Below are 23,150 nucleotides of genomic sequence, written 5' to 3'. Positions count from 1 at the left end.
ATGAATACAGAAACATTGAAAGAACAAAAAGTAACCGTAGCAACTACGGAGCGCATTTCGGGCTGTGAAGCCATTGTGCGCTGTTTGTTGGAGGAAGGTGTGGATACCATTTATGGATATCCTGGAGGGGCAATCATGCCTGTGTATGACGAATTATATAAATACAGAGAGCAACTTCATCATGTCTTGACTAGGCACGAGCAGGGTGCTGCCCATGCGGCGCAAGGTTATGCGCGTATTTCAGGAAAAGTTGGTGTTGCCATGGCTACCTCTGGTCCCGGTGCGACTAACTTGATTACAGGAATTGCCGATGCGCAAATTGATTCTACACCTATGGTGTGTATTACGGGGCAGGTGGCTTCGCATTTGTTGGGAAGTGATGCCTTTCAGGAAACTGATATCATTGGAATTTCCACACCTGTGACCAAATGGAACCATCAAGTCACCAGAGCGGAAGATATTCCTGAGGTTTTGGCCAAAGCCTTTTACATCGCCAGAAGCGGGCGTCCAGGGCCTGTATTAATAGATATTACCAAAGATGCACAATTCGCAGAATTTGATTTCAAGTATAAAAAATGTACTGGAATAAGAAGTTATACACCGATTCCAAAAATGGATTTGGAACAGGTGAAGGCTGCCGCGGAATTGATCAATTCAGCCAAAAAACCAATGATTGTTTGGGGGCAAGGGGTAATCCTTGGTCAAGCGGAAGAGGAGTTTAAGGCCGTTGTTGAAAAATCTGGTATTCCTTCAGCGTGGACAATTTTGGGAGCTTCGGCCATTCCTACAGACCATCCGTTAAATGTGGGCATGGTGGGAATGCATGGCAATTATGCACCCAATAAATTAACCAATGAATGTGATGTACTGATTGCAATAGGGATGCGTTTCGATGATCGCGTTACTGGTAACTTGGCTACCTATGCCAAACAAGCCAAAGTCATTCATTTTGAAATCGATCCTGCCGAAGTGGACAAGAACGTTAAAACAGATATTGCTGTTTTGGGAAATGCCAAAGAAACTTTGGCGGCTTTACTTCCTTTATTGGATCAAAAGAATCATGAGCAGTGGCATGATGAATTCAGAAAGCTTCATGTTGTGGAGTTTGAAAAGGTGATAAAAAAAGATTTGTATCCGACTAAGGAAGGTTTGACGATGGGGGAAGTGTTGAAAGAAATTAATGAGCAGAGTAAAGGAGATGCGGCAATAGTAAGTGATGTTGGGCAGCATCAAATGATTGCCTGTCGCTATGCGAAATTCAATAAATCCAAAAGTAATATTACTTCAGGCGGATTGGGTACCATGGGGTTTGCACTTCCTGCGGCTATTGGCGCTAAAATGGCGGCGCCTGAAAGGGAAGTGGTCGCTATTATTGGTGATGGTGGTTTCCAAATGACTATTCAAGAGTTAGGAACAATATTCCAGCAGCGTTTGCCTGTGAAAATTGTAGTGCTGAACAACGAGTTTTTAGGCATGGTAAGGCAGTGGCAACAGTTGTTCTTTGATAAGCGCTATGCTTCCACAGAGATGATCAACCCTGATTTTGTCTCCATTGCAAAAGGCTATTATATAGAAGCTAAAAAAGTCACTAAACGGGAAGATTTAAAGGATGCAGTTGCTGAAATGATGGGTAATGCAGGGCCTTATTTCTTGGAGGTTTGTGTGGAGAAAGAGGATAATGTATTTCCTATGATTCCTACGGGAGCTTCAGTGTCGGACGTAAGATTAAGTTAATTATGGAAAAAACAATTCATACATATACAGTTTCAATTTATACCGAAAACAATATTGGCCTGCTCAACAGGATTTCGGCTATTTTTCAACGAAGACATGTCAATATTGAGAGTATAGTCTCTTCGGTTTCTGAAATCAAAGGGGTGTCTCGGTGGACCATTGTGGTCAAAGTTTCAGAAGAGCAGATCAAGAAAATTGTTGGGCAAATTGAAAAGCAGGTAGAGGTTATTAAGGCTTATTACCATAAGGACGAGGATACCATTTATCAGGAATCCTGTTTGTTCAAAATCAAATCAGATTTGCTATTTGAAGAGCGAGAAATCCAAAATATTATCAAGGACAGCGGCGCCAATATTGTTACTGTGAACAAGAAATTTTTTGTACTTGAAAAATCAGGAAGGCGCAATGAAATTGAGGAAATATACAACCAATTAATTCCTTTTGGAATCATGCAATTTGTCCGATCAGGAAGGATTGCCGTAACCAAAGACGAAATGAAAATATCAGAAATGCTAGCAGCATTCAGCAATTAAAACATACAAAGCAATGTCAAATTATTTTAACACACTTTCATTAAGAAAACAATTAGAGCAATTAGGAAAATGTCGTTTTATGGACGCCTCAGAGTTTGAGGATGGCGTAAACGTTTTAAAAGATAAAAAAGTAGTGATTGTGGGCTGTGGAGCTCAAGGATTGAATCAAGGATTGAACATGAGAGATTCCGGGTTGGATATTTCTTATGCCTTAAGACCGCAAGCGATTGCTGAAAAGCGTGCTTCGTATAAGCAGGCTGTGGAAAATGGATTTACCGTAGGAACTTATGAAGAGCTCATTCCAGATGCCGATTTGGTGTTGAACCTAACACCGGATAAACAACATACCAATGTGGTGAATGCTGTGATGCCAATGATGAAACAAGGAGCGACTTTGTCATATTCACATGGATTTAATATTGTTGAAGAAGGGACTCAAGTACGTAAAGATCTTACCGTAATTATGGTGGCGCCAAAATGTCCAGGAACTGAAGTTCGCGAAGAATACAAAAGAGGTTTTGGGGTACCGACACTTATCGCGGTGCATCCTGAAAATGACCCTGAAGGCAAAGGCTTGGCACAGGCAAAAGCTTATGCCGTGGCAACTGGTGGGCATCGTGCTGGGGTTTTGGAATCGTCATTTGTGGCTGAGGTAAAGAGTGATTTAATGGGGGAACAGACCATTTTGTGTGGCGTGTTGCAAACAGGTTCTATTTTATGTTTTGATAAAATGGTTGAGGAAGGTGTTGATTCTGAGTATGCTGCAAAATTGATTCAGTATGGTTGGGAAACCATAACGGAAGCATTGAAACACGGAGGAATTACCAATATGATGGATCGCCTTTCCAACCCCGCAAAAATTGAAGCTTACAGGTTGTCTGAAGAATTGAAAACTATCATGAAACCTTTGTTTGAAAAACATATGGATGATATTATTTCAGGTGAATTCTCGAAAACCATGATGGAAGATTGGGCTAATGATGACGTAAATCTTTTAAAATGGAGAGCGGCCACAGCTGAAACAAATTTCGAGAAAACATCATTAACGCCTAATCATATTTCTGAACAAGAATATTTTGATAATGGAACCCTAATGGTGGCTTTTGTAAAGTCAGGGGTTGAGTTGGCATATGAAACTATGGTGAGTGCCGGTATTATTGCAGATTCTGCGTATTACGAGTCTTTGCATGAATTACCATTGATAGCCAATACCATTGCGAGAAAGAAATTGTATGAAATGAACCGGGTGATTTCAGATACTGCTGAGTATGGTTGTTACTTGTTTGACCATGCAGCAAAACCTCTGCTAAAAGGGTTTATGGAAACCGTTTCAGTGAATGTGGTAGGGAAACCATTTTCAAAATCTAATGCAGTTGATAATTTAGAGCTTATTGCGGTTAATGACGCAATAAGGAACCATCCGATTGAGACAGTTGGAAAAAGGTTGAGAAGTGCTATGACAGCCATGAAAGTGATAAAGACAGCAGAAATCAATGAAGCAGTGTTGTCTTAAGTAGAAAGTAAGCAGAAATTAAAAGTATGGAAAATACAACCACAACCTATTTCCCAACATTGGAAGCGGTAAAAGCGGCGGCAGATAAATTGCAATCTGTCGTCCATCACACGCCGCTTACCTCGAATATGTTTTATTCAAGGGAATTCAGGAGCGATATATTATTCAAAAGAGAGGATTTACAGTTGGTACGTTCCTATAAAATTAGGGGCGCTTACAATAAAATGGCGCAACTCAAGGATTCTGAAATTGAAAACGGGGTGGTTTGTGCAAGTGCTGGTAACCATGCTCAAGGAGTCGCCTTGTCCTGCAGATTGTTGAAAATTAAAGGGAGCATTTTTATGCCTGCCCCTACACCAAAGCAGAAAATCGATCAGGTTAAAATGTTTGGTGAAGATTATATTGAAGTGGTGTTGGAAGGCGATACTTTTGATGATGCCTACGCTGCGGCAATTCAAGAACAGGAGCAGTCCAATAAAACATTTATACATCCTTTTGATGATGAAAAAGTCATTGAAGGACAGGCTACCGTTGGCTTGGAAATTATTCAACAGGCAAAAGAGCCGATAGATTATGTGTTTGTGCCTATTGGAGGTGGTGGTTTGGCTTCTGGTTTGTCAACCGTTTTTAAGGAATTATCTCCCAGTACCAAGATTATTGGGGTAGAGCCAGAAGGCGCGCCTTCAATGTCGGTTTCATTGAGGAACAACAAAAATACCAAACTTAAACATATTGAGAATTTTGTGGACGGGGCCGCTGTTAAAAAGGTAGGTGATAAAACCTTTGAAATCTGTCGGCAGAATTTGGATGATGTTATCACAGTTCCGGAGGGGAAAATTTGTCAAACCATTTTGGAACTTTACAATAAAGAAGCCATTGTAGTGGAACCTGCAGGCGCCTTGAGTATTGCTGCTCTCAGTTTTTATGCCGATAAAATAAAAGGTAAAAATGTGGTGTGCGTGGTGAGTGGAAGTAATAACGATATCACTCGTATGGCCGAAATTAAGGAGCGCGCCTTGTTATATTCAAATTTGAAGCATTATTTCATAGTGAAATTCCCTCAAAGAGCAGGAGCACTTAAGGAATTTGTGGTAGATATTTTAGGTCCTGGAGATGATATTACGCACTTTGAATACACAAAAAAATCCAATCGTGATAATGGTTCTGCAGTCGTGGGGATTGAGTTGAAATCGCCTCAGGATTTGGAGCCCTTGATTACCAAAATGAAACTACATAAATTTTATGGCGATTACCTCAATAACAAGCCGGATTTATTTCAGTTTTTAGTATAGCTTAATAACTTTTAAGTAATGCTTGGAAGAGTACTTTGTTGTATCTTTATGCAAAGCATTCTTCATTAAAAAACTATTGTATTATGACGTCTACGTTTACAGAAATTCCAGAACAATATCAAATTAAAAATCTCGTACATCAAAACACATATTTGGTAGGGGGCGAGTTAAAAAAATGGAATGGTGAAACGTCAAATGTGTATTCTACCATTTCTTCCACCGAAGATTATCAACCTACCTTATTGGGGAGCATTCCAACCTTAGGAAAAACCGAGGCTTTGGAAGCCCTTGACGCGGCTTGTGATGCCTATGGAAAAGGGCAGGGGCTGTGGCCTACTATGAAAGTAGCCAATCGTATTGCTTGTATGGAAAAGTTTGTTGAGCAAATGAAAACCAAGCGAGATGAGGTGGTTAAACTATTGATGTGGGAAATTGGAAAGAATTTACCAGATTCCCAAAAGGAATTTGATAGAACCGTGGAGTATATCTACGATACCATTGAAGACTACAAGCAAATGGATCGGGATAGTGCCAAGTTTGAAAAGCACGATGGCGTTCATGCCCATATTCGTCGGGGGCCTTTGGGTATAGTACTGTGTCTAGGTCCGTATAATTATCCGTTGAATGAAACGTTCGCCTTGTTGATTCCTGCCATTATGATGGGGAATACTACCATTTTCAAGCCTGCCAAACATGGAGTTTTGTTATTGTCGCCGCTGTTGGAGGCTTTCCAGAATAGTTTTCCGAAAGGAGTGGTAAATATTATTTATGGGCGTGGCCGTACTGTGGCTACTCCAATTATGGAAACAGGCCGAATTGATGTGTTGGCCTTGATAGGCAACAGTAAATCCGCAAATGCATTGCAAAGCCATCACCCAAGACAAAACAGATTACGATTGGTATTGGGCTTAGAGGCTAAAAACCCAGCAATTATTTTGAAGGATGCCGATTTGGATTTAGCCATTTCAGAATGTATTTCAGGTACTTTGTCGTTTAATGGGCAACGTTGTACGGCCTTGAAAGTGCTGTATGTACACGAAGATATCGTGGAAGAATTCAATAAGCGATTTTCTAAAAAAGTGGATGCCCTCAATTTTGGAAACCCATGGGATAAAGGCGCGCAGTTAACGCCGCTTCCTGAGCCTGAAAAACCACAATACATCCAAGAATTGATAGATGATGCGCTTGAGAAAGGTGCGGAAATTGTGAATGCCAAAGGAGGAGAAACCACTCCGAATTATATTTTTCCAGCGGTGTTGTATCCAGTAAATAAAGAGATGCGGGTATTTGAAGAGGAACAATTTGGTCCAGTAATTCCCGTGTTATCTTTCAAGGATATTGAAGAACCAATGAGTGATATTGCCGATTCCAATTATGGGCAGCAGGTAAGTTTGTTTGGAAGTGATGTGAAAACCCTAGCGCCACTTATCGATACCCTGGTGAATTTGGTTTGCCGTGTGAATTTGAATAGTTCCTGCCAAAGAGGACCAGATGTATATCCATTTACAGGTAGAAAGGATTCGGCGGTAGCTACTTTGAGTGTGCACGATGCGCTACGTTCGTTTTCCATAAGGACTTTTGTAGCCTCTAAGGATAACGACTATAACAATGCGATATTGAACAATTTATTGGACTCCAAAGCTTCCAACTTTGTGAGTACAGACTATATTCTTTAGTGCTTTGTAAAAAAAGATTCTGTCCCTTTGGGATGGAATCTTCGTAATGTTTGCCCCTTTTAATCAAAAAAATCATAATAATTCTTAAAAATTAAGGGGCAAATGAATACGGTATTGAATAATGTTTTAAATTTGGACCATGCAAAAATTAAAGAATAATAATGGTGTGATTGGTAGGTGTTTGCCCTATAGCAAACCCCGCCGTGTTTAGTATTTTCTTCATTCTATAGACTAAGCATTCACTTATTAATTATTTTTTTAAATTGAAAAAAACAGCACAAATAACATCCTTTACAAATTCTATTATTGCTTTCAATAGCAATCCTAGGCTACGTGTTGTTTTTAACCGCCGCCCGTAGGGGTGTGTGTCCTATTCTTGGAATTTTAGGTGAGTCCGATTCCGCTTTCAAAACATTTATTTAATATTTTTAATAAAAAGAAAGGCAATGAAGATTGTTATAGCAGATAAATCTCATGCGGTTTACGCGCCATTAATATGCGAAACCATTTCAGAATCAGCAAAAGTTAGAGGTACTGGTATTGCTAAACGTACCCCAGAATATATCATTACCAAAATGGAAAATGGTAATGCCGTTATTGCTTTAGACGGCGATAAATTTGTTGGTTTTTGCTATATCGAGGCCTGGGGCCACGGCAAGTTTGTAGCGAATTCCGGTTTGATTGTCCACCCAGATTATAGAGGTTTGGGGATGGCTAAAAAAATTAAAGCAAAGATTTTTGAGCATTCCAGAACCAAATTCCCAGACGCAAAAGTATTTAGTATAACCACTGGTTTGGCTGTCATGAAAATGAACAGTGAACTGGGTTATAAACCTGTGACCTTTTCGGAATTAACAGATGACCAAACTTTTTGGAATGGTTGCCAAACCTGTAAGAACTATGATGTTTTACAGCGAACTGAGCAAAAAATGTGCTTGTGTACAGGAATGCTCTATGATCCTAAAAAACAAGTAGAGGAAAAAAAGCAGATTAAAACAAAGGTGTATAAAAGGTTAAAGAGCATTAAGGAGAACCTGTTTTTAAAAAAGGAGAAATAATGAGTAAGAAGTTAGTAATTGCGTACAGCGGTGGGTTGGATACGTCCTACTGTGCTGTAAGTTTGTCAAAGGCGGGCTATGATGTGCATGCCGTAAGTGTGAATACGGGAGGTTTTACAAAACAGGAAATTGAGCATATTGAAGCCAATGCCTATAAAATGGGAGTATCTACCTATAAAAATATTGATGCTGTTGCCACCTTTTATAACAAGGTTGTGAAATATCTTGTATTTGGAAATGTATTAAAAAACAATAGCTACCCGCTTTCTGTGAGTGCAGAAAGAATTATTCAGGCTATTGAAATTATTGAATATGCCAAATCCATTGGAGCTAAATATATTGCCCATGGAAGTACTGGCGCTGGAAATGACCAAGTGCGTTTTGACATGATTTTCCAAACCTTGGCTCCAGAAATTGAAATCATTACCCCAATTAGGGATCAAAAATTATCAAGACAGGAAGAGATCGATTACCTAAAAAGTAATGGTATTGAAATGTCTTGGGAAAAGGCTAAATATTCGGTGAATAAAGGACTTTGGGGAACCAGTGTAGGAGGCGAGGAAACCTTGACTTCAGGCAAGCCATTGCCGGAACATGCTTATCCTTCACAACTGAAAAAAGAAGGTGAAGAAAAAGTAGTCTTGACGTTTACAAAAGGGGAATTGACTGCTGTAAATGGAAAAGAAAATGCACCTGAAAAGAATATTCAAATATTGAATGATTTGGCAGCGCCTTTTGCTATAGGAAGAGACATTCATGTTGGAGATACCATTGTGGGAATCAAGGGGCGTGTAGGATTTGAAGCTGCAGCAGCTTTAATTACCATTAAGGCGCATCATTTGTTGGAAAAGCACACTTTGACCAAATGGCAGTTACAACACAAAGAGTATTTGGCAAGTTTTTATGGGATGCATTTGCATGAAGGGCAATATTTGGATCCAGTAATGAGAAACATTGAAGCTTTCTTAGAAAGCAGCCAGGAACAGGTGTCTGGTGATGTTACCGTAAGTTTGAAACCATATCACTTTACCTTGGATGGTATTGAATCTGCTCATGACTTAATGAATGCCAAGTTTGGAAGCTATGGAGAAATGAACAAGGGATGGACTGCAGATGATGCCAAAGGATTTATCAAAATCTTCGGTAACCAGAACAAAATCTATCACCAAGTAAATTCAGAATCATGATTAGAACCGGAATTATTGGTGGCGCAGGGTATACAGCAGGAGAACTCATTAGGTTGCTGTTAAACCATTCAGAAACCAAAATCGATTTTATTTATAGTACATCCAATGCAGGCAACCCTATTAGTGCCGTTCACCAAGATTTGTTGGGCACCACGGATTTGCAGTTTTCAAGTACCATCAATCCTGAAGTAGATGTGTTGTTCTTGTGTTTGGGACATGGGAATTCTAAGGCGTTTTTGGAAAACAATCAGTTTGCCGATCATACAAAGATTATTGATTTAAGTAATGATTTTAGATTGGAAGCCGACAAGACCTTTCAAGGGAAAACCTTTGTGTATGGACTTCCAGAATTAAATAAAGCCGACATTAGAAAAGCTGATTATATTGCTAATCCGGGATGTTTTGCTACCGCTATTCAATTGGCATTATTGCCTTTGGCTAGTGCAGGGAAATTGCAGGGTGATGTGCATGTAAATGCCGTAACAGGGGCAACTGGAGCAGGAACTTCATTGTCCGATACCACGCATTTTACATGGAGAGACAACAACTTTTCATATTATAAACCTTTTACCCACCAACATTTAGGGGAAATCAACCAGTCGGTAAAACAGTTGCAATCCAGTTTTGATTCCAATATTTTGTTTATGCCTAACAGAGGGAATTTTTCAAGAGGAATTTTCGCTACGGCCTATACCAAATTTGAGGGTGATTTGGAAGAAGCCAAGGAGCTGTATGAAGCCTGTTATAAGGACGATGCCTTTACTTTCGTGTCCCAAAATCCATTGCACCTAAAGCAGGTAGTAAATACCAATAATTGTTTTGTGCATTTGCACAAGCACGATGGAATGCTGTTGGTGACAAGTATCATTGATAATTTGCTGAAAGGCGCTTCGGGTCAGGCAATCCAGAATATGAACTTGATGCATGGATTTTTTGAAACCGAAGGATTGAATTTAAAAGCCAATTATTTTTAAACATATAAGTCTATGAAATTAGCCGTTATTGGATCAGGTAATTTAGGGCAATCTATTGCCAAGGGTTTAATCACTACCAATGCCGTTACAACTTTGTTTTTAACAAGAAGGCATGTAGAAGCCATTTCAGAATTTGAAGGATACAAAGGGGTTACCACCACCAACGACAATGTGTTGGCAGTGAAGAATTCCGATATTCTCATTTTTGCAGTGCAACCCTCCCATTTGGAAGCAATTTTGAAAGAAGTAGCTCCCTACCTGACTGAAAAACATGTGTTAATTTCAACCATCACAGGTTACACCATTTCTAGGATTGAAGCCATTGTAGGAGAGAATCAATTTATCATCAGAGCCATGCCTAATACGGCCATTGCTGTTGGGAAATCCATGACCTGTTTGTGTAGTAACGAGCAAGGTGCCAAGCGTATTAAAGTGGCCGAAGCAATATTTAAAAGATTGGGACATACTTTGATCATTCCAGAAACCCAAATGCAGGCGGCCACCGTGGTTTGTGCTAGTGGAATTGCCTTTTGGATGCGTTTGATACGCGCCACTACCCAAGCGGCCATTCAATTGGGGTTTGATGCAGAAGAGGCTCAGGAGTTGGCCATGTATACCTCAGAAGGAGCGGCGAGTTTGTTGATTAACAACGGACATCATCCAGAGGAAGAAATCGACAAAGTAACCACGCCAAGAGGTTGTACTATTGAAGGCTTGAACGAGATGGAACACAAAGGCTTGAGCTCCTCTTTAATTCAAGGTATGGTAGCCTCATTTAACAAAATCAACAATATTAAAAAAGAACAAATATGAGTTTGTTTAAGGTATATCCGTTGTTCGACATCACGCCAGTTAAGGCGAAAGATGTCCTTGTATATGATGACAACGGTACCGAATATTTAGATCTCTATGGCGGTCACGCCGTAATTTCCATAGGGCACTCTCACCCCGAATACGTATCGGCTATTTCAAATCAAGTGGCACAATTGGGCTTTTATAGCAATGCCATTCAAAATCCATTGCAGGAGGAATTGGCGGAAACATTGGCAAGGGTGTCTGGATGTTTAGATTACCAATTATTCATGTGCAATTCAGGGGCAGAGGCTAATGAAAATGCTTTGAAGTTGGCGTCTTTCCATAACGGTAAAGAACGAATTTTAGCTTTTAGAAATTCCTTCCACGGAAGAACTTCGGCAGCGGTTGCAGCAACAGACAATCCTAAAATTGTAGCGCCATTAAATGCGCAACAGCAGGTGGATTTTGTTGAGTTGGGAGATTTGGAAGCTGTAGAAGCCATCCTAGCTAAAAATGAAACCTGTGCCGTGATTGTTGAATGCATTCAGGGTGTTGGGGGATTGGACGAAAGCACCACAGAGTTTTACCTAGGACTTGAAAGCTTGTGTCAACAATACAATACGCTTTTAATTGCCGATGAGGTGCAAAGTGGCTATGGAAGAACAGGTGATTTCTTCGCGTTCCAAAAACATGGGATAACTCCAGATGTCATTTCATTGGCGAAGGGAATGGGGAATGGTTTCCCCGTAGGAGGGATATTAATCCATCCAAAAATTGAAGCGTCTTTTGGAATGTTGGGAACCACTTTTGGAGGAAATCATTTAGCCTGCGCGGCTTCTTTAGCAGTATTAAAGGTATTGGAACATGAAAATTTGATGACCAATGTAAAAGAAGTTTTTGATTATTTTATCGAGCAAGCAAAATCTCTCAAAGGTCTAAGGAATATCAAAGGAAGAGGCTTGATGCTAGGCTTGGAGTTCGATTTTAAAGTGGCCGATTTGCGCAAACAGTTGATTCATAAACATAAAATTTTCACTGGAAGTGCCAATAATCCAAACTTGATCAGGATTTTGCCGCCACTAACGGTGCAAAAACAACATATCGACCAGTTTTTAACTGCTTTGAAAAGCGAATTATAGATGAAAAAGTATACCGACATAAGCGATATCACTGACCTTGATAGTTTGATAAGAGAAACCATTTTGTTGAAAATGGCACCTTTTAAATATCATGGTTTAGGAAAGCACAAGACCTTGGTGATGCTATTCTTCAATGCGAGCTTAAGGACGCGTTTAAGTACGGAAAAGGCAGCTAGGAATCTTGGTATGGAAGTGATGTCGCTTAATGTTAATGAGGCTTGGCAGTTGGAATTTGAGGACGGAACGATAATGGATGCCAATACATCAGAACACGTTAAGGAAGCAGCACAAGTGATTTCACAATACGCTGATATCATTGCCGTGAGAGCATTTCCAAGTTTGACCAATAAAGCCAAGGACCAGTCGGAATATATCTTAAAAAGTTTTGAAAAATACGCCACGGTACCAATTGTCAATATGGAGAGCGCCACGGCACATCCCTTGCAGGCTTTGGCAGATGCCGTGACTATTTCGGAATTTACAGAAACAAAACGTCCCAAGGTGGTTTTGTCTTGGGCGCCGCATCCTAAGGCATTGCCGCAAGCGGTGGCCAATTCATTTGCATCCATGATGAAACGAATGGATGTGGATTTTCAAATTACCCATCCAGAAGGTTATGAATTGGATCCCAACATTACTAAAGATGTGCCAATTATCTATAATCAGGAAGAAGCCTTAGCCGATGCTGATTTTGTGTATGTAAAAAACTGGAGCAATTTTAATGACTACGGAAAAGTGCTAAATACAGACCCTAATTGGATGATGACTGCAGAAAAACTTGGTAAGGCCAAGTTTATGCACTGTCTACCAGTACGTAGAAATATGGTGGTTGAAGATGCAGTTTTGGATGGTGGACAATCCATCGTGATGCAGCAGGCCAATAACAGAACTTTTGCCGCACAGATAGTATTGAAGCAAATTTTAGAAAACCTGAAATAATGGAAACGCTTAAAATTGTAAAAATAGGAGGAAACATTATTGACGATTCTAAGGCTTTAGATGCATTTTTAGAGCAATTTTCCGAGATGGAATCACCAAAACTATTGGTGCATGGCGGTGGGAAATTAGCTTCCCAATTGGCCCAAAAGATGGAGGTTGAAGTGAAAATGGTGCAAGGCAGACGTATTACGGATGCTGAAACATTGGACATCATTACGATGGTATACGGAGGGAAAATCAATAAAAATATTGTTGCAAAACTTCAGTCGCTTAGCTGCAATGCCATTGGTTTTACAGGTGCTGATGGAAATACGATTGTGTCTGTAAAACGTCCTGTAAAAGATATCGACTACGGATTTGTAGGTGATGTAGAAAAAGTAAATACCGAAATTTTAGAGTTATTGATGAGGCAAGATATCGCTCCAATATTTTGTGCTATTACCCATGATGCACAGGGGAATTTGCTTAATACCAATGCCGATACTATTGCTTCGGAATTGGCCATAGGCTTTGCCAAAAAATACAATGTAGAATTGTATTACTGTTTTGAAAAAAATGGAGTGCTGCGTGATGTGAATGATGAGGATTCTGTAATTGAAACCATCACCGCACCAATTTATCAAAACTTGCTTTCCGAAGGGGTTATTGCCGATGGAATGCTACCTAAATTAAATAATTGCTTTCATGCAATTAACAAAAATGTAACCAAGGTTTGCATTGGCAAACCAAACATGTTAACCCAACCTACCACAAAATTTACAACAATTACCAAATGATTCAAGAACTGACACAGCATGCCATAGCTTTGTTGAAACAGCTCATTGCCACCCCTTCTTTTTCTTCGGAAGAGGATCAAACGGCGGCGCATATTGAGAGTTGGTTCAAAGAGCATGACATTCCTTATAAAAGAGATAACAACAACGTGTGGGCCATCAATAAACATTTTGATGAGAACAAACCAACCTTGTTGCTTAATTCCCATCACGATACCGTAAAACCTAATAATGGCTATACCAAAAATCCTTTTGAAGCCATTGTGGAGGATGGGAAGCTTTTCGGTTTGGGAAGCAATGATGCTGGAGGTTGTTTGGTGTCACTTTTGGCAACCTTTACATATTTCTATGCCAAAGAAGATTTAAAATATAACTTGGTGATTGTGGCTTCTGCGGAAGAAGAAAGTAGTGGGCCTAATGGTTTGAATAGCATGTTGGAGATCATTCCGGAGGTGGATGTCGCTATTGTAGGCGAACCAACACTTATGAATTTAGCTATTGCAGAAAAGGGGTTGGTGGTGTTTGATGCCGTGGTAAAGGGGACTCCAAGTCATGCTGCGCACCCAAATGATGATAATGCTATATACAATACCATTAAGGTTTTGGAATGGTTCCAAAAGTTTCAATTTGAAAAAGTGTCCGAAACTTTAGGAGAGGTGAAATTAACCGTTTCTCAAATTAATGGAGGGAAACAACACAATGCCATTCCTGCCAATGTTGATTTAGTGGTGGATGTGAGGGTGAATGACCAATACACCAATCAGGAAGTTGCAGATATTTTGATGAAGGAAGCACCATGCGATAGCATTGTTCCGAGAAGTTTGCGATTGAATTCTTCTTCCATTCCTGTAGAACATCCTTTGGTGAAAGCTGGAATCGCTTTGGGAAGGGAAACCTATGGGTCACCTACGTTATCGGATCAAGCGGTGTTGTCTTGCCCGTCCTTAAAACTGGGGCCTGGAGACAGTACGCGCTCGCATTCTGCCGATGAATTTATTTATCTGCACGAAATTGAAGAAGGAATTAAGATTTATATTGAATTGCTAAACAACGTATTATGAAGCTCTGGGACAAAGGCTTGGCCATTGATAAAAAAATTGAACAGTTTACTGTAGGAAACGATAGAGAAATAGATTTGCACATTGCAAAATATGATGTTCAGGCATCTCTGGCCCATGCAAAAATGTTACGACATATTGGAATTTTAAATGAGGTAGAGCTTGGCCAGTTGGAAGAAGGATTGCAACATTTGAAGGAACAAATAGAAGCGGGAACATTTGTAATTGAAGACCAGTTTGAAGATGTTCATTCTAAAATAGAATTTGAACTGACCAAAACTTATGGCGAAGTTGGAAAAAAAATCCATACAGCACGTTCTAGAAACGATCAAGTTTTAGTAGCCTTACAGTTGTATTACAAGGAAAATATTCGGGAGATTCTATCAAAAACAGAAACGTTCTTTTTGTCACTTTTGGACTTGGCCGATACCCATAAGGATAAACTGTTGCCTGGCTACACGCATTTACAGGTGGCGATGCCGTCTTCCTTCGGATTGTGGTTTTCTGCCTATGCCGAGATTTTGGCTGATGATAGTTATCTATTGCAGGCGGCCTTAAAAACGGTGGATCAAAACCCGTTGGGCTCGGCTGCTGGTTATGGAAGTTCCTTTGCAATTGACAGGGAATTTACCACCAAAGAGCTTCAATTTGATACTTTAAAATACAATGTGGTAGCGGCGCAAATGAGCCGTGGTAAGAGTGAAAGAACCATCGCGGCTGCTTTAGGAGGTTTAAGTAACACCATGGCGCGTTTTGCAATGGATATTTGTTTGTATATGAGCCAGAATTTTGGTTTCATTTCATTTCCAGATGAATTGACCACAGGAAGCAGCATCATGCCTCATAAGAAAAATCCTGATGTTTTTGAATTACTTCGTGGCAAATGCAACAAAATTCAAGCCCTTCAAACAGAGATGACATTAATTACCAATAACCTTCCGAGTGGTTACCACAGAGATTACCAATTGTTGAAGGAATCCATCATAGCGGGAATAGAGGATGTAAAGGATTTGTTGGATATTTTCAACTATGCCGTCAATCAGGTGGAAGTAAAGGATATCGATTTGAATGATGCGAAATACCGCTACCTTTTTACGGTAGACAATATGAATACTTTGGTAGAGAACGGGATGAGTTTTAGAGAAGCTTATCAGGTTATTGGTAAGCAGGTACAGGAAGGAACTTATACGCCAGACACATCCAAACAACATACCCATGTTGGAAGTATGGGGAACTTACGTTTAGAGGATATCAAGGCTAAATTCGCCAAATAAATCAATACGATTTCGGGATTTGGTGGGTAGCTGCGCAAGCAGCCCCAATAATGCCCGCATGGTTGCCCAAATGGGCAGGAACTACGGGGGTTTCAATGGTGATGTAATCTTTGAATTTATCAAAATCATCAGAAGTCCCACCTCCGAGAATAATCAAATCGGGGCATACCAGAGTTTCAACCAAGCCTAGAAAGGTGTTGAAACGTTTGCCCCATTTTTTGAAACTTAGGTTTTGATCTTTTTTTGAAGACGCAGCAGCCCATTGCTCAATTTTTTCGTACTTCTTGTAAGGGATTTGCCCCAATTCAAAATTAGGAATCAATTTTCCTTCGTAAAAGGCGCCACTTCCCAAGCCGGTACCTATGGTAATGGTGAGTACAAATCCAGGTTTACCTTGGCCAATGCCATAATTCATAACGGCATATCCGGCTGCATCTGCATCGTTGATGACTGTTACGGGTAAGTGTACTTCTTTAGAAAATAATTCTTCTACATTGATGTGATCCCACTCTTCATGGAGGTTTCCAGAAGCTTTACAAATACCATGTTTTATAATACTAGGAAATCCGCAGCCAATAGGTCCAGAGTAATTAAAATGCTTAACAATTTGGGCAAATACTTTGGCCATTTCTTCGGGTTTTCGGGAAGGGGGTGTTGGTATTCTATATCTTTTGGTGATAAGTTCTCCTGTGATGGTATTCACTAATGCTCCCTTCATGCCCGATCCGCCGACATCGATTCCTAGAATTTCCATAGAATTAAATTTTCTGAATGCTTAAAATTACTAAATCTATTAGAAAACCCCTCGTCAAAATGGTGTCATAATTAAGTGAAATTGATTTTTTATATCAATTTTTAGAAACAAAAAAGCACTCAAGAATTGAGTGCCTTTAGATCCTAAAGAAGGTAAACGTTTTTAAATTATTGTAGACTGACCCAAATGGATGTTAGTGAAATTAATATTACTGTCTTTAGGATTGTTGATGAAATCTTCAACAAAATCACCAACCTTAGACGTTGTAATGTTATTATATTTTCTGTTCAAATCTGGGGTCATTATTTCTAATTGTATCGATTTTTCTACAGCATTTCTAACCATATCGGCTTCGTCATTCAATCCAAAATGATCCAATAACATGGCCGCAGACAAAATAGATGCAATCGGGTTTGCAATGTTTTTTCCTTTAGCTTGAGGATAGGAACCGTGGATTGGCTCAAACATGGCATATTTTTTACCTACAGAAGCCGAGGCCAAAAGACCAATAGACCCTCCAATAACACTGGCTTCATCACTGATGATATCTCCAAACATGTTCTCGGTTAAAATAACATCAAACTGTTTTGGATTGAGAATCATTTGCATGGCTGCATTGTCAACAAACAAGAAATCTAAAGTTACATCTGGGTAGGACGTAGAAAGCTCGGTCACTACTTTTCTCCATAAACGGGAAGATTCTAAAACATTGGCCTTGTCTACCAACGTGAGTTTCTTGCTTCTAGTTTGGGCAGCCTTAAATGCCAAATGGGCAATGCGTTCTATTTCTTCACGAGTATATAAACAAAGGTCAGAAGCAGTGTTGCCGTCATCGCTTAAATATTTGTCTCCAAAATAAATACCTCCAGTCAATTCTCGGTAAATACTAATGTCTGTTCCTTTAATTTTTTCATCTTTTAAAGGAGAGGCTCCTACCAGACTGTCATAAGCTTTTACAGGTCTGATATTGGCAAACAACCCAAGTTCTTTTCTAAGTTTAAGCAATCCTTGTTCTGGGCGTACTTTTGCTGAAGGGTCATTGTCGTATTTAGGGTCGCCAATGGCGCCAAATAACACGGCATCACTATGTTTGCAAATGTCTAAAGTGGCATCTGGTAAAGGATTCCCCGTTTCGTCTATGGCAACGGCTCCAACTAGGGCAGGCTTGAACCTAAAGCTATGGTCAAACTCCTGTGCAATTGCCTTTAGGACTTTAATTGCCTGATCGGTCACTTCTGGACCAATTCCATCTCCTGATAAAACAGCAATATCTAATTTCATTTCTTTATGCGAAGGACCATTTGTAGCCTTCTCTACTTGTTAGTTTGTTCTACTTAATTCAAAAGCCTCAATGGCTTCTTTTTTACTTAATAAATAATCAATATCATCATAGCCATTGATCATACAGGTTTTTTTGTAAGCGTCAATTTCAAAGCTTTCTTGTTGATTACTGTCTTTAATCCCAATGGTTTGATTTTCTAAATCAACGATGAGTTCGGTTTCAGGATTTGTCTTGATGGTATTCAACAAGGTTTCAAGATAGGTTTCACTTACCTGAACAGGCAATAGTCCGTTGTTCAAGGCATTTCCTTTAAAGATATCAGCAAAAAAACTTGAAACGATTACTTTAAAACCATAACCAACCAACGCCCATGCAGCATGCTCACGACTGGAGCCACATCCAAAATTATCGCCGGCAACCAAAATGCTTCCCGTGTACTTTGAATCGTTTAAAGGGAAGCTAGTATTGAGATTTCCATATTTGTCGAAACGCCAATCTCTAAAGGCATTGTCGCCAAATCCTTGCTTGTCTGTTGCTTTTAAAAAACGCGCTGGAATGATTTGATCGGTATCTATATTTTCAATGGCCAACGGAATGGCTCTTGATTGTAATGTTGTAAACTTTTCCATATTTGTGTCCTTTCCGTTGAAAGGTTTAGCTCATTAATTCTTTTTCAAAAGCATTTTCGAAAGCTTTTGATACATCTACTATTTTTCCTGCAACCGCTGTCGCTGCTGCCACTAGTGGACTAGCCAAAATGGTTCTGGCACCCTGGCCTTGACGTCCTTCAAAATTTCTATTGGAGGTAGAAACGCAGTATTCGCCTTGCGGTATTTTATCATCGTTCATGGCCAAACATGCGGAACAGCCTGGTTGTCGCAATTCGAAACCGGCAGTTTCAAAAACGTCTTTTAAGCCTTCTTCAATAATTTGGGCTTCTACTTGCTTACTGCCTGGAACTAACCACGCAGTGACGTTGTCGGCCTTATGTTTGCCTTTAATGTAGTTGGCGGCCACTCTAAAATCTTCAATTCTAGAATTGGTGCAGCTACCAATAAATACATAATTGATAGGTTTATCTACTAAGGATTCCCCTTTTTTGAAATCCATATATTCCAAGGATTTTTCAAAAGAAGCATCATTCAAAACAGGGATATGTTCTGAAATTTTAATGCCCATACCAGGATTGGTTCCGTAGGTAATCATCGGTTCAATATCTTGGGCATCAAAAACGTATTCTTTGTCAAAGGTAGCGTCGGTATCTGTAGGCAATGTTTTCCAATAGGCGACTTTGTTTTCGAATTCCTCACCTTTAGGTGCAAATTCTCTGTCTTTTATGTATTCAAAAGTGGTTTGGTCTGGGGCAATCATACCGCCTCGAGCACCCATTTCAATACTCATGTTACAAACAGTCATTCGGCCTTCCATACTCATGTTTTCAAAAACGTCTCCTGCATATTCACAGAAATAGCCTGTTCCTGAATTGGTTCCCAATTTTGAAATGATATAAAGAATGACATCTTTGGGTAGGACGCCATTCTTTAACTTGCCATTAACCGTTACACGTAAACTTTTAGGCTTTGTCAATAACAAACATTGACTTGCAAATACCTGTGCTACCTGACTGGTCCCAATACCAAAGGCAATGGCGCCAAAAGCACCATGGGTAGAGGTATGCGAATCACCACAAACCATGGTCATACCTGGTTGTGTGATGCCTAGTTCAGGAGCCATAACATGGACGATACCATTGTATTGATGTCCTAAATCGTAGAGTGTAATATTATTTTTATGACAGTTTTCGGCGAGCTGTTTTAACTGATTTCTGGACAGCTCATCCTTAACCGGTAAGTGTTGATTTTTTGTAGGGGTATTATGGTCTGCGGTGGCCACAATTTGGTTTGGCCTAAATATTGGAATATCTCGTTCTTCAAGTTCGTTAAAAGCTTGTGGGCTGGTAACTTCGTGAATTAAGTGTTTGTCAATATATAATATTTGTGGGCCATTTTGAATGGAGTCCACAACGTGCGCATCCCAAACTTTATCAAATAAGGTCTTTCCCATTACGCGCTAATTATTTGTTGATATATGTTACTTGTTTCGATGATGCGGTGGATGTCACTATCATCAACTTCTTTTTTACTATCTGCAAAATTCAAGAAACTGGCATAGATTTCGTCCAATTGTAATTTGGTCAATTCGTACCCGATGTTTTTGGCTCTATATGCTAGGGCAGCTCTCCCACTTCTGGCCGTTAATACAATGGCAGATTCGGTAACCCCTACATCTTTTGGATCGATGATTTCGTAAGTTTCTCTGTTTTTAATGACGCCATCTTGATGAATTCCAGAACTGTGGGCAAAGGCATTGGAGCCTACGATGGCTTTGTTAGGTTGGGTGTAAACGCCCATTTGTTCAGATACCAATTGGCTGATGCCGTATAACTCTGGAGTTTTAATGTTGGTATCCAAGTTTAAGTAGGGGTGCTGTTTTAAAATCATGACGACTTCTTCCAACGCCGTGTTTCCGGCACGTTCGCCAATACCGTTGATGGTACATTCAATTTGGCGAGCACCGTTAATGACACCTTCTATGGAATTGGCCGTAGCCAATCCTAAATCGTTATGGCAATGGCAAGACAAGATGGCCTTTTCAATGCCTTTTACGTTTTCTTTTAAGTACTTGATTTTTGCGCCATATTCACTAGGCAAACAATAACCTGTAGTATCAGGAATATTTAAAACCGTAGCTCCAGCTTTAATGGCCATTTCACAAACGCGAGCTAAATACTCATTGTCTGTTCTTCCGGCATCTTCGGCATAAAATTCCACATCTTCCACAAAGGATTTGGCATATTTTACGGCTTCGTAGGCGCGTACCAAAACTTGTTCTCTGGTAGAGTTGAATTTAAATTTTATATGGGAGTCGGAAGTTCCAATACCTGTATGGATTCTAGGTCGTTTGGCATACTTCAGAGCTTCGGCTGCAACTTTTATATCGTTTTCAACAGCTCTGGTCAAACCACAAACTGTTGCATTCTTAACTAATTTGGAAATGGCCTCAACAGATTCAAAGTCGCCAGGGCTTGAAACTGGAAATCCTGCCTCAATAACATCTACTCCTAGTTGGTCCAACTTTTTGGCAATAATCAACTTTTGGGTTGTATTTAGCTTACACCCAGGAACCTGTTCACCATCTCTTAAGGTGGTGTCAAAAATTTGTACGTGCTCTTTAGACATTTATAGAAATATATTTTTGTATTGTCTTACGAATTTATACTTTGGTTATTCATTTCACTTTGGTTTTTAGAAAGTATTACGATGTTCAAACTTGTTTTTGATATGTAAAACACTTGAAATCAATATTTTAAAGTTTATTTTTGTTTGATGACTAAGGACGTGAAAGACAATTTGTTTGTGTTGGTGAAATCCATGACCAAATCGGAAAAACGCCAGTTTAAGCTGTATGTGGGACGGTTGGGAGTTAATGAGGATTCTAAGTTTCTGAATCTGTTCAATATCATGGATAGACTCTCTGTGTATGATGAGGCCATTATCCTGAAAAGTGGGGTGGTCAAAAAACAACAATTGGCCAATGTCAAGGCCCATTTGTACAAGCAAATCCTGATTAGTCTCCGTTTGAACCCTTCTCATCAAAATACGCGGTCGCAATTAAGGGAGCAATTGGATTTTGCTTCAATATTATACCATAAAGGACTTTACAAACAGGCTCTGAAAATTTTGGACAAGTCCAAAGAGTTGGCAATTCAAAGTGAAGAAAAGAATTTGGCTTTTGAAATCGTGGAACTTGAAAAAATCATCGAATCACAATACATTACTAGAAGTATCAGTGGGCGTGCCGATGAATTGACAATCCAGGCGAAAGAGCTGAGCAAGGCCAATGTGATAGCTAGTAAACTTTCCAACTTGTCACTGCAACTTTACGGTTTGTTTCTTAAGATTGGTTACGTTAAAAATGAAGCCGAAGCCAAGCAAATAAGGGACTATTTCCAGGCCCGACTTCCAAAATACGATATCAACGAACTCGGTTTTAGGGAGCGCCTTTGGCTTTACAAGGCCAATTTATGGTATAGTTTTTTGCTTCAGGATTTTTTGAATTGCTATAAATATGCGCTTCGTTGGGTCAAGCTTTTTGATAAACATCCGGACATGATTAACCTTAACCCTGTGTTTTTTATCAAGGGGAACAATTACCTTTTGGAGGCTCTGTTCTACACTAAAAACAAACGAAAATTCGAGCATTATTTAAGAAAATTTGAGACCATTGTTGCGGCTAAATCCTTTCCTAAAGATGAAAATGTTGAAGCGCTTACCTTTTTGTATTTAAATGTCAATAGGCTTAATTATTACTTCATAGATGGGAGTTTTCAGGAAGGTTTGTATCTAATTCCAATTATCGAAAAGGACCTGCAAGAGTATAAAGATCGTATTGATGAACACCACACCATGGTGTTTTATTACAAGTTTGCCAGTTTGCATTTTGGAGCAGGAAACAACAAGGAATGTATAGCTTATTTGGATAAAATTATTTCCAATAAATCCCTATCCATGCGAGAAGATTTGCTCTGTTTTTCAAGAGTATTGAACCTAGTTGCCCACTACGAAGGCGGGTATGATTATCATATTGAAAAGCTTTTGAGGAGCACCTATAAATTCCTTTTGAAAATCAACGATCTATACGAAGTCCAAAAAGAAATGATCAAGTTCATCAAAGGGCTTCAGGATGTGTATCCACAGGATATTAAAAAGGCATTTATTGAACTTCATAAAACCTTTAAAACCTACGAAAACGATCCTTATGAGAGACGAGCGTTCTTGTATTTGGACATTATTTCTTGGTTGGAAAGTAAAATCTACAACAAGCCTGTAGCTCAAATTATCAGGGAAAAGTATTTGGCAGAATTTTCATGATAAAATCATAAAAAATTCAAAAAGTGGAGAATAAATTTGGATTTTAAGTTTTTCTAACTGAATATTTGCACTCACAAAGTTCACTCACTTATTGAAAATGTTATCAAGAAAGGTGGAGGGATTAGACCCAACGAAACCTTAGCAACCCTTTAGCAATAAAGAAGGTGCTACATTCTACTAAAAGCAACGTGCTTTTGGATAGATAACCCAACGAGAATTACAGTCTGTAATTTTCTAT

Annotated in this window: 20 protein-coding genes and 1 riboswitch; of the genes, 15 read left to right on the top strand and 5 right to left on the bottom strand. The window is 39.5% G+C overall.

What is annotated here, in order from left to right; genetic code table 11:
- From ilvB to argH, 14 genes are all read left to right on the top strand, one after another.
- Entirely contained in the window at positions 1 to 1,734 is a 1,734-nt protein-coding gene (gene ilvB, locus AC6I5C_RS13985; RefSeq protein WP_497905690.1) for a biosynthetic-type acetolactate synthase large subunit, read from the top strand.
- Between the two features lie 2 nt (positions 1,735 to 1,736).
- Positions 1,737 to 2,267: an acetolactate synthase small subunit gene (gene ilvN / locus AC6I5C_RS13980; protein WP_053978493.1), complete on the top strand. Its 531-nt coding sequence runs from the start codon at positions 1,737 to 1,739 to the stop codon at positions 2,265 to 2,267.
- Between the two features lie 13 nt (positions 2,268 to 2,280).
- The gene (gene ilvC, locus AC6I5C_RS13975; protein WP_497905689.1) at positions 2,281 to 3,780 is read left to right on the top strand and encodes a ketol-acid reductoisomerase; all 1,500 of its coding nucleotides are present in this window, start codon (positions 2,281 to 2,283) and stop codon (positions 3,778 to 3,780) included.
- 26 nt (positions 3,781 to 3,806) lie between these two features.
- Positions 3,807 to 5,072 (top strand): threonine ammonia-lyase IlvA, encoded by a 1,266-nt coding sequence (gene ilvA, locus AC6I5C_RS13970; RefSeq protein ID WP_497905688.1) that lies wholly within the window; start codon positions 3,807 to 3,809, stop codon positions 5,070 to 5,072.
- An 83-nt stretch (positions 5,073 to 5,155) separates the two neighbouring features.
- Positions 5,156 to 6,748 (top strand): NADP-dependent glyceraldehyde-3-phosphate dehydrogenase, encoded by a 1,593-nt coding sequence (locus AC6I5C_RS13965; protein ID WP_497905687.1) that lies wholly within the window; start codon positions 5,156 to 5,158, stop codon positions 6,746 to 6,748.
- A gap of 446 nt (positions 6,749 to 7,194) precedes the next feature.
- On the top strand, positions 7,195 to 7,806 hold the full coding sequence (locus AC6I5C_RS13960; RefSeq protein ID WP_053978489.1) for a GNAT family N-acetyltransferase: 612 nt from the start codon (positions 7,195 to 7,197) through the stop codon (positions 7,804 to 7,806).
- Positions 7,806 to 8,993 carry an argininosuccinate synthase gene (locus AC6I5C_RS13955; RefSeq protein WP_497905686.1) on the top strand — a complete coding sequence of 396 codons (1,188 nt, stop codon included), beginning with the start codon at positions 7,806 to 7,808 and terminating at the stop codon, positions 8,991 to 8,993. Before AC6I5C_RS13960 ends, AC6I5C_RS13955 begins: the two co-directional genes overlap by 1 nt.
- Positions 8,990 to 9,967, top strand: coding sequence for an N-acetyl-gamma-glutamyl-phosphate reductase (gene argC / locus AC6I5C_RS13950; protein WP_497905685.1), 978 nt, complete (start codon positions 8,990 to 8,992; stop codon positions 9,965 to 9,967). Before AC6I5C_RS13955 ends, argC begins: the two co-directional genes overlap by 4 nt.
- A gap of 12 nt (positions 9,968 to 9,979) precedes the next feature.
- Positions 9,980 to 10,780 carry a pyrroline-5-carboxylate reductase gene (gene proC, locus AC6I5C_RS13945; RefSeq protein WP_497905684.1) on the top strand — a complete coding sequence of 267 codons (801 nt, stop codon included), beginning with the start codon at positions 9,980 to 9,982 and terminating at the stop codon, positions 10,778 to 10,780.
- Positions 10,777 to 11,901: an aspartate aminotransferase family protein gene (locus AC6I5C_RS13940; protein ID WP_497905683.1), complete on the top strand. Its 1,125-nt coding sequence runs from the start codon at positions 10,777 to 10,779 to the stop codon at positions 11,899 to 11,901. The genes proC and AC6I5C_RS13940 overlap by 4 nt, the downstream gene beginning before the upstream one ends.
- Positions 11,902 to 12,840, top strand: coding sequence for a Rossmann-fold NAD(P)-binding domain-containing protein (locus AC6I5C_RS13935; protein WP_497905682.1), 939 nt, complete (start codon positions 11,902 to 11,904; stop codon positions 12,838 to 12,840).
- Positions 12,840 to 13,616, top strand: a complete 777-nt coding sequence (gene argB / locus AC6I5C_RS13930) for an acetylglutamate kinase (protein ID WP_497905681.1) — start codon at positions 12,840 to 12,842, stop codon at positions 13,614 to 13,616. Before AC6I5C_RS13935 ends, argB begins: the two co-directional genes overlap by 1 nt.
- On the top strand, positions 13,613 to 14,674 hold the full coding sequence (locus tag AC6I5C_RS13925) for a M20 family metallo-hydrolase (protein ID WP_497905680.1): 1,062 nt from the start codon (positions 13,613 to 13,615) through the stop codon (positions 14,672 to 14,674). Before argB ends, AC6I5C_RS13925 begins: the two co-directional genes overlap by 4 nt.
- Positions 14,671 to 15,945 carry an argininosuccinate lyase gene (gene argH, locus AC6I5C_RS13920; RefSeq protein ID WP_497905679.1) on the top strand — a complete coding sequence of 425 codons (1,275 nt, stop codon included), beginning with the start codon at positions 14,671 to 14,673 and terminating at the stop codon, positions 15,943 to 15,945. Before AC6I5C_RS13925 ends, argH begins: the two co-directional genes overlap by 4 nt.
- Position 15,946: 1 nt before the next feature.
- On the opposite strand, the gene ppgK is transcribed toward argH, so the two are convergent.
- From ppgK to AC6I5C_RS13895, 5 genes are all read right to left on the bottom strand, one after another.
- Positions 15,947 to 16,699, bottom strand: a complete 753-nt coding sequence (gene ppgK / locus AC6I5C_RS13915; protein WP_497905678.1) for a polyphosphate--glucose phosphotransferase — start codon at positions 16,697 to 16,699, stop codon at positions 15,947 to 15,949.
- A gap of 162 nt (positions 16,700 to 16,861) precedes the next feature.
- The gene (gene leuB / locus AC6I5C_RS13910) at positions 16,862 to 17,980 is read right to left on the bottom strand and encodes a 3-isopropylmalate dehydrogenase (protein ID WP_497905677.1); all 1,119 of its coding nucleotides are present in this window, start codon (positions 17,978 to 17,980) and stop codon (positions 16,862 to 16,864) included.
- Positions 17,981 to 18,019: 39 nt separating this feature from the next.
- Positions 18,020 to 18,610, bottom strand: a complete 591-nt coding sequence (gene leuD, locus AC6I5C_RS13905) for a 3-isopropylmalate dehydratase small subunit (RefSeq protein ID WP_497905676.1) — start codon at positions 18,608 to 18,610, stop codon at positions 18,020 to 18,022.
- Positions 18,611 to 18,635: 25 nt separating this feature from the next.
- Positions 18,636 to 20,045, bottom strand: a complete 1,410-nt coding sequence (gene leuC, locus AC6I5C_RS13900; RefSeq protein ID WP_497905675.1) for a 3-isopropylmalate dehydratase large subunit — start codon at positions 20,043 to 20,045, stop codon at positions 18,636 to 18,638.
- Entirely contained in the window at positions 20,045 to 21,220 is a 1,176-nt protein-coding gene (locus AC6I5C_RS13895; protein ID WP_497905674.1) for a 2-isopropylmalate synthase, read from the bottom strand. Before AC6I5C_RS13895 ends, leuC begins: the two co-directional genes overlap by 1 nt.
- Positions 21,221 to 21,367: 147 nt before the next feature.
- On the opposite strand from AC6I5C_RS13895, the gene AC6I5C_RS13890 reads away from it, so the two are divergent.
- Positions 21,368 to 22,912 carry a hypothetical protein gene (locus AC6I5C_RS13890; protein WP_053978476.1) on the top strand — a complete coding sequence of 515 codons (1,545 nt, stop codon included), beginning with the start codon at positions 21,368 to 21,370 and terminating at the stop codon, positions 22,910 to 22,912.
- Positions 22,913 to 23,009: 97 nt separating this feature from the next.
- A riboswitch (SAM riboswitch) is annotated at positions 23,010 to 23,121 on the top strand.
- Positions 23,122 to 23,150: the final 29 nt, after the last annotated feature.

Source organism: Mangrovimonas sp. sgz306409 (assembly GCF_059735265.1).
The sequence above is the reverse complement of the archived record's forward strand: the minus strand, read 5'-3'. Positions and strand labels throughout refer to the sequence as shown.

Bases quoted from the DNA above. Each gene is read 5' to 3' on its own strand.
- AC6I5C_RS13940 (WP_497905683.1), top strand. From the start codon at position 10,777: ATGAGTTTGTTTAAGGTATATCCGTTGTTCGACATCACGCCAGTTAAG.
- AC6I5C_RS13960 (WP_053978489.1), top strand. From the start codon at position 7,195: ATGAAGATTGTTATAGCAGATAAATCTCATGCGGTTTACGCGCCATTA.
- AC6I5C_RS13925 (WP_497905680.1), top strand. From the start codon at position 13,613: ATGATTCAAGAACTGACACAGCATGCCATAGCTTTGTTGAAACAGCTC.
- AC6I5C_RS13955 (WP_497905686.1), top strand. From the start codon at position 7,806: ATGAGTAAGAAGTTAGTAATTGCGTACAGCGGTGGGTTGGATACGTCC.
- argB (WP_497905681.1), top strand. From the start codon at position 12,840: ATGGAAACGCTTAAAATTGTAAAAATAGGAGGAAACATTATTGACGAT.
- AC6I5C_RS13895 (WP_497905674.1), bottom strand. From the start codon at position 21,220: ATGTCTAAAGAGCACGTACAAATTTTTGACACCACCTTAAGAGATGGT.
- ilvC (WP_497905689.1), top strand. From the start codon at position 2,281: ATGTCAAATTATTTTAACACACTTTCATTAAGAAAACAATTAGAGCAA.
- AC6I5C_RS13965 (WP_497905687.1), top strand. From the start codon at position 5,156: ATGACGTCTACGTTTACAGAAATTCCAGAACAATATCAAATTAAAAAT.
- argC (WP_497905685.1), top strand. From the start codon at position 8,990: ATGATTAGAACCGGAATTATTGGTGGCGCAGGGTATACAGCAGGAGAA.
- leuC (WP_497905675.1), bottom strand. From the start codon at position 20,045: ATGGGAAAGACCTTATTTGATAAAGTTTGGGATGCGCACGTTGTGGAC.
- AC6I5C_RS13890 (WP_053978476.1), top strand. From the start codon at position 21,368: ATGACTAAGGACGTGAAAGACAATTTGTTTGTGTTGGTGAAATCCATG.
- ilvB (WP_497905690.1), top strand. From the start codon at position 1: ATGAATACAGAAACATTGAAAGAACAAAAAGTAACCGTAGCAACTACG.
- ilvA (WP_497905688.1), top strand. From the start codon at position 3,807: ATGGAAAATACAACCACAACCTATTTCCCAACATTGGAAGCGGTAAAA.
- ilvN (WP_053978493.1), top strand. From the start codon at position 1,737: ATGGAAAAAACAATTCATACATATACAGTTTCAATTTATACCGAAAAC.
- leuD (WP_497905676.1), bottom strand. From the start codon at position 18,610: ATGGAAAAGTTTACAACATTACAATCAAGAGCCATTCCGTTGGCCATT.
- argH (WP_497905679.1), top strand. From the start codon at position 14,671: ATGAAGCTCTGGGACAAAGGCTTGGCCATTGATAAAAAAATTGAACAG.
- proC (WP_497905684.1), top strand. From the start codon at position 9,980: ATGAAATTAGCCGTTATTGGATCAGGTAATTTAGGGCAATCTATTGCC.
- ppgK (WP_497905678.1), bottom strand. From the start codon at position 16,699: ATGGAAATTCTAGGAATCGATGTCGGCGGATCGGGCATGAAGGGAGCA.
- leuB (WP_497905677.1), bottom strand. From the start codon at position 17,980: ATGAAATTAGATATTGCTGTTTTATCAGGAGATGGAATTGGTCCAGAA.
- AC6I5C_RS13935 (WP_497905682.1), top strand. From the start codon at position 11,902: ATGAAAAAGTATACCGACATAAGCGATATCACTGACCTTGATAGTTTG.